Origin of the sequence: Streptococcus sp. HMSC36C04, from assembly GCF_001839535.1 — a bacterium.
Lineage (GTDB): Bacteria > Bacillota > Bacilli > Lactobacillales > Streptococcaceae > Streptococcus > Streptococcus hominis.
In genome coordinates this window covers 1-17,118 of record NZ_KV841591.1, presented here as the reverse complement: position 1 = coordinate 17,118, position 17,118 = coordinate 1, and the positions used below count along the sequence as shown (strand labels likewise).

Genomic DNA, 17,118 nt, shown 5'->3' with positions numbered 1-17,118 from the left:
TCTTCTTTTTTCTATTATACTAAATTTCTGGCTTGCTTGCTAAAGAAAAAATAATAGAAGTTTTTTCTAAAGGCTTGCTATTTTTTAAAAAACACTGTATTATTTAATTAGTACAAAGATACAGAAGAAAGGAGAAATCATGAGTTGGACTTTTGATAATAATCTGCCCATTTATTTACAAATCATGGACAGGATAAAATTACAAATCATCTCCAATCAACTGCAAGCTGGCGAAAAGCTACCTGCCGTCAGAGAATTGGCTGCTGAAGCGGGGGTCAATCCCAATACAATCCAGCGTGCTTTATCTGACTTGGAAAAAGAAGGATTTGTCTATTCTCAACGAACATCAGGACGTTTCGTCACAGATAATCGCGACTTGATTTTACAAGCAAGACAAAAACTTTCTGAGGAGGAAGTGAAAAATTTTGTAAACAATATGACTCGCTTTGGCTATCACAAAGAAGAACTACCAACTATCATTGCAGATTATATAAAAGGAGTTTAGGAAATGGTATTACTTGCATTTGAAAATGTCTCAAAATCATACGGCAGCACACCCGCTTTAGAACACATCAATTTTGAAATTGAAGCCGGAAAAATTATCGGCTTACTTGGTCCAAATGGCTCTGGAAAAACAACCATGATAAAACTAATCAATGGACTGCTTCAACCCAATGACGGAAAAATCCTCATCAATGGACTTCAACCGTCTTCAGAAACCAAGAAAATCGTATCTTATTTACCAGATACGACTTACCTAAATGAAAATATGAAAGTCAAAGATGCTTTGCAGTATTTTCAATCTTTCTATGCAGACTTTGAAATAGAGCGTGCACAGGCACTCTTGCAAGATCTTCATATTGACGAAAATCTGGCATTCAAAAAATTGTCTAAAGGAAACAAGGAAAAAGTTCAGCTGATTTTAGTCATGAGCCGCCAAGCCAAACTGTATGTTCTGGATGAACCTATTGGAGGGGTTGACCCAGCAGCGCGAGACTACATTCTAAAGACGATTATCAACAATTACTCACCTAGCGCTTCTGTTCTCATTTCAACACATTTGATTTCAGATATTGAACCAATCCTAGATGAAATCATCTTTATTGATAATGGCAAGATTGTTCGACAAGGGAATGTAGATGATATTCGCTATGAGTCTGGTGAATCTATTGACCAGCTCTTCCGTCAAGAATTTAAGGCTTAGAACAAAGGAGATTGACTATGTTTTGGAATTTATTAAAATACGAATTTAAAAATGTGAACAAGTGGTATTTAGGTTTATACGGAATCGTACTCTTTCTATCTATTAGTATTGGACTTTGGCTAAGACATTTTGCAAATGGAAGGAACTTTTTCGACCGTTTGCAGTCTTCTACTAATGAAGCAGGGAGTATGACAAGTACTTTCTTCGGTTTTACAATGCTGATTTTCTCAGGTCTCCTTGTGGCACTTGCAATTTCAACACTCTTTCTGATTATTCGTCGTTTTAAAAATAGTGTTTATGAAAGAGAAGGATATCTAACGCTCACTTTACCAGTTAATGAGCATCAAATTATTCTCTCAAAATTGCTCGGTGCTGTTATATGGACGATTCTTAGCACACTTGCATTATTTCTTAGTTTTTTCATCATTGCCCTTATTGTGGGAACTGCTTTTCATACACAATTTGAAATGGGAACATTTGTGCAATTACTCGGCAAGCATTTTTGGGAATTTGCTGGTGAACTATTGAAATCATTTGGATACTATCTTGTAGTTCTCATTCCAAATATCCTATTGATTTATCTTTCTATCTCTATCGGTCAACTTTTCCAAGACCACCGCGCTGCTATAGCCTTTCTAGCCTATTTTGGAATTCAATTTGCTCTGATTATCGCTGCTAATCTATATGTTTCAGCCTTCCCATCACTTTCAACTTCTTTAGGTAGTTTGAGCGGAGTCATAGCCTATCTTCTTTTAGGGCTTATCTACTATGCCGGAACGTATTATATCCTCAAAAATAAAGTGAATTTGCAGTAGGTAACACAAGCTGATAGTAATACTTATATAAACAATAAAGTCATGAGATCCATCTTACTCATGACTTTTTTATTATGCGACTTTCAGTCCGTCTCGCAGCCTTCGGTGCGAGACCAATAAATAGTTCATCTAAAATTTAGTTTGAAAATTCATCTTTTTCTATCAGATAATCATAAATTTCCTGCACCGTTCCCAGAGCCATAAGCTCCTGCTCTTTGACTGTTTTCTTCAGTTCTTGATAAATATGGCTGTTTTCAATAGCCTTTTTTTCTGCTTTTTTGTTTACTTGCATCACTCCATCTTGAATTGTCACAAAGTCCAGCTCTTCAAATATCTGAATCATCTTGATGAGTAGAATTGGGTCAATCTTGAGATAAACAGCTAGTTCTTTGAGCTTATAACGAATGTCAAACTCTGGAAATTGATAAATTGTTTTATAGAGTTTTGCAAACTGGTCTCTCGTTCCGAAACCTGTCAGATAATAGGGCTGAGCAATCTCATTTTTAAAGTAAATTGCTTCAAAATGTCCTTGCTGAATGATTACTTTGAGCTGATTTAGGCGTTCAGGCAAGTCATACACCACAACTGCTCTGCTCTTTTCCAAATTAGGCATTTCTTCTGAAAAACGCAGGACGGGCACATTTTCAGGCAAAGGAGCATTTTTACCTCGGATATTAAAGAGCTGAATCCCATTGACCCTAGCATCCACCAGCATAAGCTGGAGACTAGTTTGACCATTCCATTTATTGACCGACAGAGTAACCGCCAGCTCTAAGTTTTTAGTTTGGGAAAATTCTGTTGCAAGATTACCTAGACCAAAAGCTACTACCTCAAAAACTGCGTCAGCCTGAGAAATTTTCAGCTTAAGGTGAGTATTTCCCGCCCCCATGGTGTGGGCATTTTCAACCTTAAAATCTTTCAAATAAAAAACAGGCTTTTTATTGTCCATGCCAAAAGGAGCTAACTTTTCAAAGTTTTTGAGGGGCTCTAGTGTCAAATCTGGCAAGGATAATTCCTCATCCAAAAAGAGCTCATTCTTAGTGGACAAATCCACTTGATTATCTTCAATATATGCTACCAAAACCTGACTGAGTGCTTCTAACTTGCTGGCCTCTAGAGTCATCCCAGCTGCCCCTGCATGCCCACCAAAAGCCACAAATAAATCTCGATGAGGGTCTAACGCTTCAAAAATATCAACTGCTTCAATGCTGCGGGCGCTGCCTTTTGCCAAATCATTTTCAATATTCAAGACGATGACCGGCTGGTGTAATTCTTCCAAAAGCCGTCCTGCCACAATTCCCAAAACACCTGGATTCCAACCTTCACCGGCTAGAACCTGAACAGGTTTATTGAGATCAACCATGGTCTTGGCTTCATCATAGATCTTCTGAACAATTTCTTTGCGCTCTTCATTTTTCTGGTTAATCATAAGGGCAATGTCACGCGCTTCTTCCTCATCAAAGCCCGTCAGAAGTTCAATAGCAGGATTTGGATCATCAAGTCGACCTAGAGCATTGAGCCTAGGGGCTATTTGAAAACCAACTGTTTCTTCATCCACTTCATTTTCCTGAATACCTGCAATCTTAAAAAGCTCCTGTAAGCCGATTCGTTGAGTGTTTTTGAGGACACTTAGCCCATATTTGACCAGAATGCGATTTTCACCTGTCAAGCTGACCATATCCGCAATAGTTCCGATAGCGACTAAATCTAGCAACTCTACTTGCACTTCTTCTAAAAGCGCGGTTGCTAGCTTAAAAGCTACACCGCAGCCAGCTAAATGCTGAAAAGGATAATCAGCTTCCGGATGTTCTGGGTGAATAATTGCATAAGCATCAGGAAGTACCTCTGGCATAGAATGGTGATCCGTCACAATGACATCCACTCCCATAGACTGAGCTAGTTCGATTGCTTCATGTCCTGCAACTCCATTATCCACTGTAACGATGAGTGAAATTCCCTGATTTTCAATAAAATACTTGTAAACACTCGCGTTAGGACCATAACCGTCTGTAAATCGATTGGGCAAATAGACCTGACACTCTGCTCCAAGTTGTTCTAGTGCTTCTTTAACAATAGAAGCCGAAGTCATGCCATCCGCATCATAATCTCCATAAATCAAGATCTGCTCATAATTTTCAATTGCTTGACGAATGCGCGTCACTGCCTTATCCATATCATGTAATTCATAAGGATCATGCAGCTGGTCCAAACTAGGCTCTAGAAAATCTCGCAGCGCTTCTTCTGTCTGGATTCCTCTCTGATAAACCAGATTAGCTACCGAAGCCTCCAAGCCAAGTTTTTTAGCTTTTTTAATAAAGCTCTCATCTGAAAAATTTGTGGCAATCTGCCAATCATATTTTGATGTAATCATGCTTTTATCTTTCTGTTGCAATATAAAGTCTATTATAACACGAAAAGACTAGCTTTCACTAGCCCAAACCTCCAATTTTATACACAAGCATTTATCTAATAGCTTTTACCTCTATAAATCAAACCCGTGCAATTCAAATCCGACAGTTCCCGAAATCCTAAAGAGCGATAAAAGGCTAAATTTTTGTCTGACTGCTCTGTTACTAGCTGAATCTGATAAACATCTGCAAATGTCTCCAGCGTTTGTCGAACCAATTCTCGACCGATACCTTGGTGCTGATAAGACGAAAAAACTAACAAGTCCTGAATGAAAACACTAGAAAATCCGTCTCCGACTGCTCGAAGGAGACCAACTAACTGTTCCCCATCATAGGCTGATACAGTAAATAGTGAGTGCTGAAATGCTTGTTCTAACATATCTGACCGTTCTGTATAGTTGGTCCAGCTAACAGATTGATAAAGTGGAAGTAAGTCTTCAATTGTAATTTGTCTATTTGCAAAATAACGAATCATTCTTGCCTCCTTTTTGTAGCCAAATATGCTGAAAAGCCGCAATATCTCGATAAGGAGACTGTTGGCAAACTACAAGCTCTACCTCCAGCATCTTTTCCCGCCAGTCATTAGCAGTCTTCACTGCATTGTCTTGCAGACCATAGAAAATTCGGATTCCTTGATAGTCCTGAACAGTCAGTTCAGTGTCAGCTTTTTGTAATACGTCTGCTATTTCATAATAGGTTGCTTGCCCCATTGTATGTGATTGATAGGACTTACCTGATAATAAATCCAATGCTAAATTTGTATCATTTGCAAACACAACAGTCTGCATGATTCGCCCCACTTCATTGTGCTTGATGAGAGAAATCTGTCCGCCTTTTTTCAGCAATCTGCTAAATTCAGCTAGGTAAAGAGCTGGCTCATCCACATACTCCAGAACATTGTGGCAAACGATCAGGTCAAAACGAGCACTTGGAATTTCCTTCAACAATTCCAGACTGCCTTGTAGTTGATGATAATGAAAATTCTGCTTCCGCTCTGCAATCATTTCGCCATTTGGCTCTATGGCTGTTACCTGATTGTTTTGTGCTAAAAAATCTGCTACCAGACCAAAACCACTACCGAAATCCAGTACTTTCTTGTTTTTTATATGGGCTAGCTGAGCAAAGAGAATCTCATAATAAAGCTTGCCCCATGGTTGATTTACAAATGCCTTGTAAGCTGTCACATCCATAAATTTCTCCTATTTATAATTAAACATTTTACTAGCTAGTTTGTCACCAATATTTGGAAAAAGTGTGTAAAGTTTGTGGGCTGCTTTCAGGGCAAAAGGCATCGTCAGCTCCCGCTTCTTTTTCCCAAAATTGTCCACAATTTGCTTAGCGACGACATCTGCTTCTAAAATATACTTATCAACTGCCTTAACATAACTGCCGTCAGGATCAGCTTTGTCAAAGAAAGCCGTCTTAATTGGTCCCGGATTAACCGTAGTCACATAGACATTGTAAGGCATGAGCTCTAAGCGCAGGGCGTTGGAGAAACCAATTCCAGCAAACTTGGTAGCTGAGTAAAGACTGGATTTGGCGCTGGCAATCAGCCCAGCTGTACTAACAAGATTGACAATATGCCCATGACCCGCTTGCTTCATTCGCTCTCCGAAGAGACGAGACAGATTCATAAGAGCAAACGTATTGACTTCAAACATGGCATGAATATCCTCGTTGCTAATCTTGTCAAATTCCTCAAAAATCCCGTAACCAGCATTGTTGACTAGAACATCCACCTGAGCATACTTCTGGTAAATTTCTTCATTAAAAGCTTCTAAAGCTTTGTAATCTGTAATATCCAACTCAACGAATTCGCAATGCGCATGATTTGAATAAAGTTTTATTAATTTTTCTTGACTGCGTCCCACTAAAATCAGCTGGTCATTTGGCAACAACTTCACCATTTCCTGAGCCACACCGCCACTAGCCCCTGTAATAACGATTGTTCGCATGTGTTCTCCTTATTTTTCTTCTAAAAAATCCGTTTGGTTTTCAACCTCAAAAACAAGCGTTTTTGTATTCAATATACTAATGCTGCAATGTTTGACGTGAAATAGATTGCTTTTATTCGTCCATTCTATTTGGTTCACTAAATGATAGATAATGTTGATTACTCCACCATGTGTGACCACAATTTGCATCTCATCTGAGTTATGATTTTCCTTCAAAAAAAGTTCAAACCAAGTTTTTATCCGTTGATAAAATTCTCTCGGACTTTCTCCATTTGGATAATGCTCGTCCATTGCAAGACTTCTAAAATAAAGATGAGGAAATTTTTGATCAGCCTCGCTATTTAACATTCCTGCCAAGTCACCATTATTCGTTTCTCGTAAGTTGCTTTCTTTTTCCAACGGTAGCTGAAGTGCCTTTGCTAAAATTATTGCAGTTGTCTCAGCTCTTTTTAAATCACTCGTAATAATTTTCGTAAAATGGTAGTCTTCTTTGTGTCGCTCTAAGTAATCCGCTAACATTTTTGCTTTCCTTTTTCCCTCAGGAAGCAAATCGAGCTGACTCCAGCCGCCTCTGTGTTGATCAGAATCTTTCCCATGTCTGACAAATAATAGATTCATGAATTCCTTTCCTCTAGCTAATTCTCACTAAAATTTTATAGTTCAACTTCTTCTAAATCCTTGACCAAGTGAACGTTTTTAAAAATGGAACTGGCATCTCTGCGCATTTGACCTATATCTTTTGATAGAAAGCGTGCGCTAATATGATTGAGAAGGAGGCGCTTGACACCAGCTTCTCTAGCAATTTCTGCTGCCTGCATATTAGTAGAATGCCCGTGATTTTTAGCAATTTTTTCGTCCCCTTTACCATAAGTAGACTCGTGCACCAAAACATCTGCATTGACAGCCAGTCGCACGCTAGCATTCGTTTTACGCGTATCTCCTAGAATAGTGATGATTTTCCCAGGTCGTGGAGCTGAAATGTAATCCGCTGCTATAATCTTTGTTCCGTCTTCTAGCACTACATCCTCTCCATTTTTTACCTTACCAAAGAGAGGCCCAAAAGGAAGCCCCGCAGCTTTTAACTTCTCTGCATCCAACGTACCTTCCAAATCTTTCTGCATAATGCGATAACCCACACAAAAAATGCTATGATCTAGTTTCTCTGCATAAACTGTAAATTTATCGGTTTCTAAAATTTTTCCTAAGTGTTTTTCGTCAAATTCGTGAAAATGAATCCGATAAGGCAGGCGAGACCCTGACACACGCAGACTTGTCATGACAAAACTTTTGATGCCAACTGGTCCATAAATTTCAATATCAGTCTGCTCTTCATTAGCTTGAAATGCTCGACTGGAGAGAAAACCCGGCAGACCAAAAATATGATCCCCATGCAAATGAGTGATAAAAATCTTTCTAATCTTTCTGGGACGAATTGTCGTCTCTAAAATACGATTCTGAGTTCCTTCGCCACAATCAAACATCCAGATTTCGTTGATTTCATCCAATAATTTCAAAACCAGACTGGATACATTGCGAGCCTTAGACGGCTGACCTGCTCCTGTACCTAAAAATTGTAGTTGCATATTTTTCTTTCTATTTTTCTTTAATATAAATCATCGCAGAGCGATTCTTAGAACGATAATAAAGCTGACCAGCATAGTCTTGAGCCAACTGAATCAGCTCTTCCTGATTGTACCCTTCCAGTTTCAGGCGACCATCTGCTAGCTTATAAAGATCTGTCAGAGCAGAGAGCGGCTGATTTTGGACTACTTCTTCAGGAATTGCTGGCATCATCCGAATGACATTTTCTTCTTCATAAACCAAATAGTGGGGAAAAATCTGAGCAATTTCAAAAAGCAAATTAGACTCAATTTCCTCTGGATGTTCCGAGAAAATCAAGCCAATTTCATCCTCATTTTCAAAGCAAAAACCATAAGACTTACCTGAAAGATTCAGGCGGATAAAAGGTTTTTCCTCATCAAAACTAGGGTGGTCATTAAAAAGGGCTAATTCTTTACTTAATTCTAAAAAATAATCCATTGCAGCTTCCGGACTCTTTTTTTGATAGAGTTCCGAAAAATACGCATTGATAACGCTAGGTGGCGGTGTGATAAAAGTCATTTTTTGCGAATCAGACAACTTGTCCAAAACCTTTTCTAGGTAAACACGGTCTAAGCTCGTAAAACCGCCATATTTAAGCGCTAAATTGATATAATCAGTCATAAAATTCTTCTAGTCTCCATTTATTCTTTTCTGCTATGTAGCCAGAAAGTGTTTCACTTTCTTCCAGATATTCTCTCTTATCAATGATTGATAGACTTTCCAATTCATGTAACTTATAAGCCTTGCTAGGGCTAACCTTGATCCAAAAAGGGACAAAGAGTTCTCTCATCTTATTCAGCAGGGCCTCCTGCAAGACTGCTCTGCTATTTTCCTTTTTCGCCGAAATCAGGACATAGGGAGTTAAAGTTGGAGTAAAGTTCTCTGCTTTGTCCGCTTTATTATAGAGGGTCAAGCGAGGAATGTCTAACATATCCAAGTCCTTCATAATAGCCAAGACCGTTTTTTCATGTTCCTCGTGGTTAGGGTCGCTAGCGTCAATCACATGAACCAAAAGGTCCACATTTTTACTCTCTTCTAGAGTAGACTTGAAGCTAGATACCAATTCCGTTGGCAAATCCTGAATAAAACCAACTGTATCTGTCAGTGTCACATTCAGCCTACCTATCAAATTGACGCTTTTTGTTGTCGCATCTAGAGTGGCAAAAAGCTCGTCCGCTTCATATTGATTCTTGTTCGTCAAGACATTCATTATGGTAGACTTCCCAGCATTGGTATAACCAATCAGACCGATTTTAAAAACACTAGAGTCCAGACGTTTCTCCCGTACAGTTGCGCGGTTTTTCTCTACAATTTTGAGTTGGCGCTCAATATCATGAATCTGATTGCGAACACTACGACGATTGAGTTCCAACTGACTTTCACCAGGACCGCGGGAACCAATTCCCCCAGCCTGACGGCTGAGCATAATCCCCTGCCCGACCAAGCGAGGCAAGAGATATTTGAGTTGAGCCAAGTGAACTTGAAGTTTTCCTTCATGACTTCTAGCCCGCATAGCAAAAATATCCAAAATCAATTGCATGCGGTCAATAACCTTGATCCCTAAAATTTCTTCCAAATTGATATTCTGGCGAGGTGTCAGACGATTATTAACAATGACAGTTGAAATCTCATCTGCTTCTACCATACGCTTGATTTCTTCTAATTTTCCAGCACCAACAAAAATCTTGCTGTCATACTTCTCTCGTTTCTGAGTGTAAGAGGAAACCACCTGAGCGCCAGCAGTCTTTGCTAAACTGGCTAATTCTTCCATAGACATAGAGAAGTTTTCTATTCCCTGCAATTCTACTCCGATGAGGATGACTCGTTCCTGCTGTTTTTCTGTTTCAATCATTCAAAAATTCCTCTATATCCTGCATAATCCGCTCTTTGACATTCGGCTCTGAAACCTGATAAAAAGTAGCATTCATGCGATTTCTGAACCAAGTTAGCTGACGTTTAGCAAAGCGGCGAGTATTTTGTTTAAGTTTATTGATAGCTTCCTCTAAGGTCAACTCCCCAGCAAAGTAGGGGAAAAGTTCTTTGTAGCCAATTCCTTTGCTGGCTTGGACATGTGGATAGTTGTCATAAAGCCACTTCGCCTCTTCTAAAAGTCTAGCCTTTAACATTAGATCCACTCGCTGATTGATACGCTCATAGAGAACTTCTCGGTCATCGTCCAGACAAATCAGCAGGGCTTCATAGTCAGGCTGTTTGTTTTCAAGTTCATTCCCCAAATGAGCAATTTCCAGCGCTCGCATAGCCCGCCTGCGGTTAATCTGGGGAATTTTGATGCCCAGCTCTGCTATTTTGCCAAATAATTCCTCATCAGCCAAGGTATCTAGTTCAGCTCGATAAGCTAAAATCTCCTCATAAGAAGCTGAACCGCCCAGATGATAGCCCTCCAGCAAACTTTGAATGTAAAGCCCCGTTCCGCCTGCAATAATCGGCAGTTTTCCTTTTGCTACAATCATCTCAACAGCAGCCTCGGCTTCTTTTACAAAGTCAAAGGCTGAATAAGACTCGGTCACTTCCCGAACATCTATCAAATAATGAGGAATCCCCTCCTGCTCATCTGGAGTAACTTTAGCCGTTCCGATGTTCAGTTTTCTATACACTTGCTGACTATCACCGCTAATAATCTCACCATTGAAACGTTTTGCGAGGTCTATACTGAGAGCTGTTTTTCCGACAGCAGTTGGTCCTACAATTACAATTATCTTGGTTTTCATCTTTTCCCTTGAAAAAAATTTAATTTTTCGTTACTATATATTATAACATAAATAAAGTTCAGAAAAGGAGAAATCTCATGGCTAAAGGATTTGTTAAAGGTGTTGTAACTGGCGTAGCTGGTACTGTTGCTGCTGTTGCAGGTGCAGTTTATACATTCAAGAAAAAAGTGATTGAACCTGAAGAAAAGAAAGCAGCTTTCATCGAAGAAAACCGTAAAAAAGCAGCTCGCAAACGTGTATCACACTAAAAACCATTCATTTCATATAAAAACTCCAATAGATAACTCACTAGAAAAATGAGTATCTGTTGGAGTTTTTTACACGTTTTTTCTCATACTGCAACGGTCAGTTTTTTATTCATAACGCAAGGATTCGATTGGATCCAATTTAGAAGCCTTATTAGCTGGCAAAATACCGAAAACAATTCCGATAGTTGCAGAAAAAAGCACACTTCCGACAGCAGACACAGTCGTAATGGTAGGTGGAGCTCCGAAAAATGCATCCAAACTATGACCGATAGATGCCACGATAAGAGCTGCTAAAGCAAGCCCAATCAAACCGCCAATCGCTGTCAACACCATTGACTCAATGACAAATTGCATCAAGATATTGCCACGGGTTGCTCCAAGGGCTTTTCGAAGACCGATTTCACGGGTTCGTTCTGTCACTGATACAAGCATAATATTCATAACACCAATACCACCAACGAGAAGTGCTATCCCGGCAATCGCTCCAAAAACCACTTGCACAATGGCAACCTGACTTTGGATAGCAGCCAATTGACTGGCTTGATCAAACATCTGGTACTCGCCTTCTATCACACCAGACAATTTTGTCATCAAGCGCGCAGCTGCGCTTCCGTCTTTCAGCACATCATCTAATTTTTTAACATGTACCACGACATTCATAATCTCAGCAACATTGTATTCAGCTGCTAACTGAGTGTTAGCCATTAATAAATTTCCGTTGTTCATATTGGCTAAGCGATTTCGCGTTTCATTCGGATCTTTATAAACCCCAATTACACGGTAATTATTAGATCCCAGCTGGACAATCTGATTGAGCGCCTTATCTGCACCTCCAAAAAGAATATCAGCTAGTTTCGTATCCAGTAATACAACTCTTGCAAATGTTTGATAATCATTTGATTTCAATGTACGTCCTGCAACGATTTGGTATTTCTTTACCGTAAAGTAAGTGGAATTGATACCCGTTATAGGAATATTATCCGCCTTCTTCTTACCATAATTTACTGTAGCGGTTGTGTTATTTGTAACATAATAATTGTCAATTCCGCTAATATCATTAACCGCTTGCTTGACCCAAACTTCTTGGATTTGAGGCTCTTCTTCTGTCGAAACTGTCTCATCACCATTTCCACTTTCGGCATCATCACGCATCTCTTGATACGTCATAACACCGTCACCGTTTTTACTTCTCTTGTGTGAGTAAAATAAGGAAACATCTTGCTGGGCACCACCTAGAACATCTGTGAAGGCATTGGACATACCACTTCCTAGAGCCACAATAACAACAACAGACATAACACCAATGATAATGCCCAACATCGTTAAGAAAGAGCGCATTTTATGCCCCATAATGGAGTTGATTGCAAATTTCCAATTCTGCATCATGCTTCTCCTTTCTTACTGTCTGATGAGATGACACCGTCTCGAATAACGATTTGTCGTTTTGCAAAGGCTGCAATCTCAGGCTCATGAGTGACCATGATAATGGTTTTTCCTTCACGATTTAGCTCCGTCAGCAATTCCATAATTTGCTCACCCGTCTTGGTATCCAAGGCTCCCGTCGGCTCATCTGCTAAGATAATGGAGGGATGATTGACCAAGGCACGCGCAATAGCCACCCGCTGCTTTTGACCACCAGAAAGTTCTGACGGCAAATGGTGCATCCGCTTTTCCAACTCAACTTTTTTAAGATATTGCTCTGCTAAAGCTTTCCGTTTGGATTGAGAAACCCCTGCATAAATCAAAGGAAGTTCTACATTTTGAAGAGCATTTAATTTTGACAAGAGGAAGAATTGTTGGAAAACGAAGCCAATCTGCTGATTACGCACTTTGGCTAGCTTTTTCTCACTGAGCTTGGCAACTTCTTCACCTTCCAAGTAATATTCACCACTCGTTGGGCGATCCAACATACCAATGATATTCATCAAGGTTGACTTTCCTGAGCCAGAAGGCCCCATAATCGCAACAAATTCACCTTCTTCAACTTCTAAATGAACATCTTTCAAAACTTGAAGCTCCTGATCTCCATTGCGATAACTTTTGCTAACATTTTTTAAATCAATGAGTTTCTTCATACGATTTCACCTCTTGACCGTCTTTCAAGCTATCTGTTGGATTGGTGATAACTTTACTATCTTTTGTCAAACCAGATGAGATTTCTTGATTTTTAGCATCTGCATTTCCCAGTGTTACTTGCACTTTTTTTGCAGTTCCTTTTTCTAATGTCCAAACATAGTTTTTATTATTTTCAGAAACAACACTGCTGACCGGCACTAAAATCCCTCTTGTATTGTTTTTTACTTCAACATTGACGGAAAATCCTTGCTTCAAATCACCAATTTCGCTTGTAATATCTACTGTATAAGGGTATTTTGCTCCTGAATTTACAGTGCCTGCACCAGCTGCCGCTGCATTTTGACTGTCTTTTGGATAATTTGAGATATAGCTGATTTTCCCAGTCCATTTCTTATCTGGATAGACCTTGGACGTAATCGTCACTTCTTGCCCGACTGAAAGATTTGCCAGATTATACTCTGATAATTCGCCCTTCACTTGAAGGTTGCCGTTATTGACAATATGAACGAGTGTTTGATTAGTACCTGTCGTAGACTTAGAAACATCACGATTGACTTCTACTACAGTCCCATTATTTGTACTGGTGACAGTCGTTGCATCTAGTAATGCCTGTGCTTTATTGACATTGTCCACAGCATCTGCGCGACTGTCCTGCAAATCGTTTAATTGAGAATCCACCGAACGTTGTGCAGACGCAGTTGTTTTATTATCTGCCGCTTCATCACCCGTCACATCAACAGTTGTTCCATACGTTTTCAAATCATAAATTTGGCGATCAATCTTGTTTAAAGCACGAACAGCAGTATCATATGTAGCTTGTGCTTCAACACTCTTGTATTGAACTAAGGCTTGTCCGGCTGTAACTTGATCTCCAACATTTACAAGAACATTATCCAAATCGCCCTTTGTCCCGTCATAGTAGACATATTGCTCATTGTTAGCCGCAACATTTCCTGACAGCAAAGCAGATGAAGCAACTGACCCTTCTTTTGCTTTCTGCACTTGAATCGTTTCTTCTTTATCTTTATCAGCAGTACTATTACCATTAAACAATAACATGGTACCTATCGCTCCTAAAACGACAACTACAGTTACACCAATCAAGCTGTACAACTGCCACTTTTTCAATTTTTTCATCTCTTTCTCCTCCTGATGAAAACGGTCTATTTTTTATATTATAACACATACGATTAAAAATAAAATAACATCTATAAGAAATCCTTTACTCTTTTAACATCCATCTACCTTCTTTCTAGTTATTTCATATTGTATTAAATATATAATACAATAATACAATTGAATAATCAAGCCTTTTATCAATTTTTGTAGCAGATTTTTGCAATCATTTTCCAAAAACGTTACAATGATTTCATACTATAGATAAAAGGAGACTCGTATGAGAACATTTGACATCATTGCTATTGGGGGCGGTAGCGGAGGAATTGCAACCATGAATCGTGCTGGAGAACACGGTGCAAAAGCTGCCGTTATTGAAGAAAAGAAATTAGGAGGCACCTGTGTCAACGTCGGCTGTGTTCCTAAAAAAATCATGTGGTATGGTGCCCAAATCGCTGAAGCCATTCAAGATTACGGACCAGACTATGGTTTTACTTCGGATAATCAGCAGTTTGACTTTAAGATGCTTCGGAAAAATCGCGAAGCCTATATTGATCGTGCCCGCAATTCTTACAATAATAGTTTCAATCGAAATGGCGTCGAGCTGATTGAAGGTCGCGCTAAATTCATAGACCATCATACGGTTGAAGTCAACGGCGAGCTTATCCAAGCCAAGCACATTGTCATCGCAACTGGTGCTCACCCTCATATTCCAGCAGTATCTGGAGCAGAATTCGGCGAAACCTCTGACGATGTTTTTGCATGGGAAGAACTCCCTCAATCCGTTGCCATTCTCGGTGCCGGCTATATCGCAGTTGAACTAGCCGGACTCCTTCATGCTCTGGGTGTAAAAACAGACCTTTTCGTTCGTCGAGATCGTCCTCTCCGCAGCTTTGATTCTTATATCATTGATGGTCTTGTGGAAGAAATGAAGAAATCAGGTCCTACTCTACATACTCACAAAATACCAGAAAAGCTTGAAAAACTTGAAAACGGAGCGATTCGCATTACCTTTGAGGACGGAACGAGCCACACCGCTCAACACGTCATCTGGGCAACTGGGCGAACTGCAAACACCAAAGGGTTGAATTTAGAGGCGGCTGGTATTACCCTAAATTCTCGTGGCTTTATAGCAGTTGACGAATTTCAAAATACAGCAACACCGGGGATTTATGCTCTAGGAGATGTTACAGGCGAAAAAGAATTAACCCCTGTCGCTATCAAAGCAGGTCGTACCTTAGCCGAACGCTTATTTAATGGAAAAACTGAAGCTAAAATGGATTATTCTAATATTCCAACTGTTGTCTTCTCTCATCCAGCGATTGGAACCGTTGGCTTGACCGAAGAGCAAGCAATCCAACAATATGGAACAGAAAATATCCATATTTACACTTCTAGCTTTGCTTCCATGTATTCAGCTGTCACCCAACACCGACAACAAGCTAAGTTCAAACTCATTACAGCTGGACCAGATGAGAAAGTCATTGGTCTTCACGCTATTGGCTACGGCGTTGATGAGATGATTCAAGGTTTTGCCGTTGCTATTAAAATGGGAGCTACCAAAGCAGATTTTGATGCGACTGTTGCCATTCACCCAACCGGATCAGAAGAATTTGTCACCATGCGTTGAGCGTCATAAATATCTTACTCCCCGAATTTTTCCAACTTTATCTCAATAGTCAGAATTGCAACCAGCGCTTCTGACTATTTTAGTTTACACGATAACTTTTTCTCATTCCATAACTTATTCTTTCATTTTATCCGCTAGGGAGTGGGACAGAACTAAAAATCGAAAATTTTTAGTTCGTAGTCCCACCCCCGTCCCCAGTCAAGTAGCAGTCAAAATGAAACATACCTATAACCCCTAAATAGCGATTTCGGTCGCTATTTATTTTTTTTCGAAAGTTCCCCTTGACTCTTTTACGACTTAGAGTTATCATCAGACCTGAAAAATAAAATTAAAGGAGTTAATATGGAAAAATTCAATTTCGAAAACAATATCGAGCAAGAAAACAAGCTGCCTCAAATTGAAATCTACAAGCTCACTAACTTTGGTGAACTCCAAAATTACACATCTGTAAATATTTTTTCGAAAGATACGTTTGAGGCAATTATCCCGATAAATGAAGACGGCGACCATTTTGTTTACGCTTGTCGATTTTTAAATCCTGAACGAGCGGAAGAATATTTCTGTCGAGGTTGCCAAACGGAAAATCCTGAAGATATTGAATTTTGGAATGAGCAACTACAGGCGGAAAAAGTGGAGGTTTTGGATATTCGGTTGGAGGTTAAAAATTAAAAAATAAACCATCTGCAATCCTACCAATGGTAAATCTATTTCATTCCCGTTCTCTATAAGGCGTATTTTGTACGCCTTTTTACATATTCGAAGCGCATAAGAAACCTTATGAGAAGTTTGCCGATGGAAGTATAAAAGAGTTTAAACATAATATACCTAAAGGATGGACTATAGTTTATTTACCAGATATCTGTGCATTAGAGGATGGCTCAATAAAAAGAGGTCCTTTTGGTAGCTCTATAACAAAGTCAATGTTTGTTCCGAAAGGAGAAAATACATATAAGGTTTATGAACAAGGCAATGCTATAAGAAAAACTATAGATTATGGAGATTATTGGTTAAAAGAGAGTGACTATCTACGTTTAAAAAATTTTTCAATAAAAGCAGGAGATATTTTGATATCTTGTGCAGGTACTATCGGAGAAATCTTTCAAATACCTTCAAATTACTATGATGGAGTTATAAATCAAGCATTATTAAAACTTACGTTAAATCCAGACATAATAGATTCACAATATTTTAAATGGATGTTTATGAGTTTGATTAATACAGTAAAAAGGCATTCTATAGGCTCAGCGATAAAAAATTTAGCTTCAATAAAATTTTTAAAATATGAAGTTCCTATGTTATTACCCCCACTTACCGAACAACAACGCATAGTAGAAG

Annotated in this window: 18 protein-coding genes and 1 pseudogene; 7 read left to right on the top strand and 12 right to left on the bottom strand. The window is 39.2% G+C overall.

Annotation, left to right across the window (positions count from 1 at the left end):
• Nucleotides 1-139: 139 nt before the first annotated feature.
• From HMPREF3249_RS04690 to HMPREF3249_RS04680, 3 genes are read left to right on the top strand one after another with little or no spacing between them, the layout of a single operon-like run.
• Nucleotides 140-505 carry a GntR family transcriptional regulator gene (locus tag HMPREF3249_RS04690; RefSeq protein ID WP_003029270.1) on the top strand — a complete coding sequence of 122 codons (366 nt, stop codon included), beginning with the start codon at nt 140-142 and terminating at the stop codon, nt 503-505.
• 3 nt (nt 506-508) lie between these two features.
• The gene (locus HMPREF3249_RS04685) at nt 509-1,204 is read left to right on the top strand and encodes an ABC transporter ATP-binding protein (protein WP_003042057.1); all 696 of its coding nucleotides are present in this window, start codon (nt 509-511) and stop codon (nt 1,202-1,204) included.
• A 17-nt stretch (nt 1,205-1,221) separates the two neighbouring features.
• The gene (locus HMPREF3249_RS04680; protein WP_049533723.1) at nt 1,222-2,019 is read left to right on the top strand and encodes a hypothetical protein; all 798 of its coding nucleotides are present in this window, start codon (nt 1,222-1,224) and stop codon (nt 2,017-2,019) included.
• A 136-nt stretch (nt 2,020-2,155) separates the two neighbouring features.
• Here HMPREF3249_RS04680 and recJ read toward each other — a convergent pair whose 3' ends face one another.
• The 9 genes from recJ to miaA all read right to left on the bottom strand — a co-directional run bounded on the left by recJ (nt 2,156) and on the right by miaA (nt 10,713).
• The gene (gene recJ / locus HMPREF3249_RS04675) at nt 2,156-4,390 is read right to left on the bottom strand and encodes a single-stranded-DNA-specific exonuclease RecJ (RefSeq protein ID WP_059220826.1); all 2,235 of its coding nucleotides are present in this window, start codon (nt 4,388-4,390) and stop codon (nt 2,156-2,158) included.
• 95 nt (nt 4,391-4,485) lie between these two features.
• Nucleotides 4,486-4,902 carry a GNAT family N-acetyltransferase gene (locus tag HMPREF3249_RS04670; protein WP_059220828.1) on the bottom strand — a complete coding sequence of 139 codons (417 nt, stop codon included), beginning with the start codon at nt 4,900-4,902 and terminating at the stop codon, nt 4,486-4,488.
• Nucleotides 4,880-5,617, bottom strand: a complete 738-nt coding sequence (locus tag HMPREF3249_RS04665) for a class I SAM-dependent methyltransferase (protein ID WP_059220830.1) — start codon at nt 5,615-5,617, stop codon at nt 4,880-4,882. The genes HMPREF3249_RS04670 and HMPREF3249_RS04665 overlap by 23 nt, the downstream gene beginning before the upstream one ends.
• Nucleotides 5,618-5,626: 9 nt before the next feature.
• Nucleotides 5,627-6,382 carry an SDR family NAD(P)-dependent oxidoreductase gene (locus tag HMPREF3249_RS04660; protein ID WP_059220832.1) on the bottom strand — a complete coding sequence of 252 codons (756 nt, stop codon included), beginning with the start codon at nt 6,380-6,382 and terminating at the stop codon, nt 5,627-5,629.
• Between the two features lie 9 nt (nt 6,383-6,391).
• Nucleotides 6,392-7,000, bottom strand: coding sequence for a histidine phosphatase family protein (locus HMPREF3249_RS04655; protein ID WP_049533711.1), 609 nt, complete (start codon nt 6,998-7,000; stop codon nt 6,392-6,394).
• A 35-nt stretch (nt 7,001-7,035) separates the two neighbouring features.
• Nucleotides 7,036-7,965, bottom strand: coding sequence for a ribonuclease Z (rnz, locus tag HMPREF3249_RS04650; protein ID WP_059220834.1), 930 nt, complete (start codon nt 7,963-7,965; stop codon nt 7,036-7,038).
• A gap of 10 nt (nt 7,966-7,975) precedes the next feature.
• The gene (locus HMPREF3249_RS04645; protein WP_049533709.1) at nt 7,976-8,605 is read right to left on the bottom strand and encodes an HIT family protein; all 630 of its coding nucleotides are present in this window, start codon (nt 8,603-8,605) and stop codon (nt 7,976-7,978) included.
• Nucleotides 8,598-9,836 (bottom strand): GTPase HflX, encoded by a 1,239-nt coding sequence (gene hflX / locus HMPREF3249_RS04640; RefSeq protein ID WP_049533707.1) that lies wholly within the window; start codon nt 9,834-9,836, stop codon nt 8,598-8,600. Before hflX ends, HMPREF3249_RS04645 begins: the two co-directional genes overlap by 8 nt.
• The gene (gene miaA / locus HMPREF3249_RS04635; protein WP_049533706.1) at nt 9,829-10,713 is read right to left on the bottom strand and encodes a tRNA (adenosine(37)-N6)-dimethylallyltransferase MiaA; all 885 of its coding nucleotides are present in this window, start codon (nt 10,711-10,713) and stop codon (nt 9,829-9,831) included. The genes hflX and miaA overlap by 8 nt, the downstream gene beginning before the upstream one ends.
• Before the next feature lie 77 nt (nt 10,714-10,790).
• Here miaA and HMPREF3249_RS04630 point away from each other — a divergent pair, with 77 nt between their 5' ends.
• On the top strand, nt 10,791-10,961 hold the full coding sequence (locus tag HMPREF3249_RS04630; protein ID WP_003024081.1) for a DUF3042 family protein: 171 nt from the start codon (nt 10,791-10,793) through the stop codon (nt 10,959-10,961).
• Between the two features lie 105 nt (nt 10,962-11,066).
• Here the strand turns inward: HMPREF3249_RS04630 and HMPREF3249_RS04625 are convergent, their stop codons facing one another.
• The 3 genes from HMPREF3249_RS04625 to HMPREF3249_RS04615 are packed head-to-tail and all read right to left on the bottom strand — an operon-like array spanning nt 11,067 to nt 14,174.
• The gene (locus HMPREF3249_RS04625) at nt 11,067-12,344 is read right to left on the bottom strand and encodes an ABC transporter permease (protein WP_059220836.1); all 1,278 of its coding nucleotides are present in this window, start codon (nt 12,342-12,344) and stop codon (nt 11,067-11,069) included.
• Complete coding sequence (locus tag HMPREF3249_RS04620) at nt 12,344-13,036, bottom strand: ABC transporter ATP-binding protein (RefSeq protein ID WP_003029243.1); 693 nt, start codon at nt 13,034-13,036, stop codon at nt 12,344-12,346. The genes HMPREF3249_RS04625 and HMPREF3249_RS04620 overlap by 1 nt, the downstream gene beginning before the upstream one ends.
• A complete protein-coding gene (locus HMPREF3249_RS04615; protein WP_003029240.1) occupies nt 13,020-14,174 on the bottom strand; it encodes an efflux RND transporter periplasmic adaptor subunit in 1,155 nt (384 codons plus the stop codon). The genes HMPREF3249_RS04620 and HMPREF3249_RS04615 overlap by 17 nt, the downstream gene beginning before the upstream one ends.
• A 259-nt stretch (nt 14,175-14,433) precedes the next feature.
• Between HMPREF3249_RS04615 and gorA the strand changes: the two genes are divergently transcribed.
• The 3 genes and pseudogenes from gorA to HMPREF3249_RS04595 form a co-directional block, all read left to right on the top strand.
• Nucleotides 14,434-15,783 carry a glutathione-disulfide reductase gene (gene gorA / locus HMPREF3249_RS04610; RefSeq protein ID WP_049533697.1) on the top strand — a complete coding sequence of 450 codons (1,350 nt, stop codon included), beginning with the start codon at nt 14,434-14,436 and terminating at the stop codon, nt 15,781-15,783.
• A gap of 342 nt (nt 15,784-16,125) precedes the next feature.
• Nucleotides 16,126-16,269 (top strand): annotated as a pseudogene (locus HMPREF3249_RS09755) (cell envelope); the annotation flags it as partial.
• 266 nt (nt 16,270-16,535) lie between these two features.
• Nucleotides 16,536-17,118 (top strand): restriction endonuclease subunit S (locus tag HMPREF3249_RS04595; protein ID WP_306807727.1); only part of this gene is annotated, 583 nt, incomplete at its 3' end.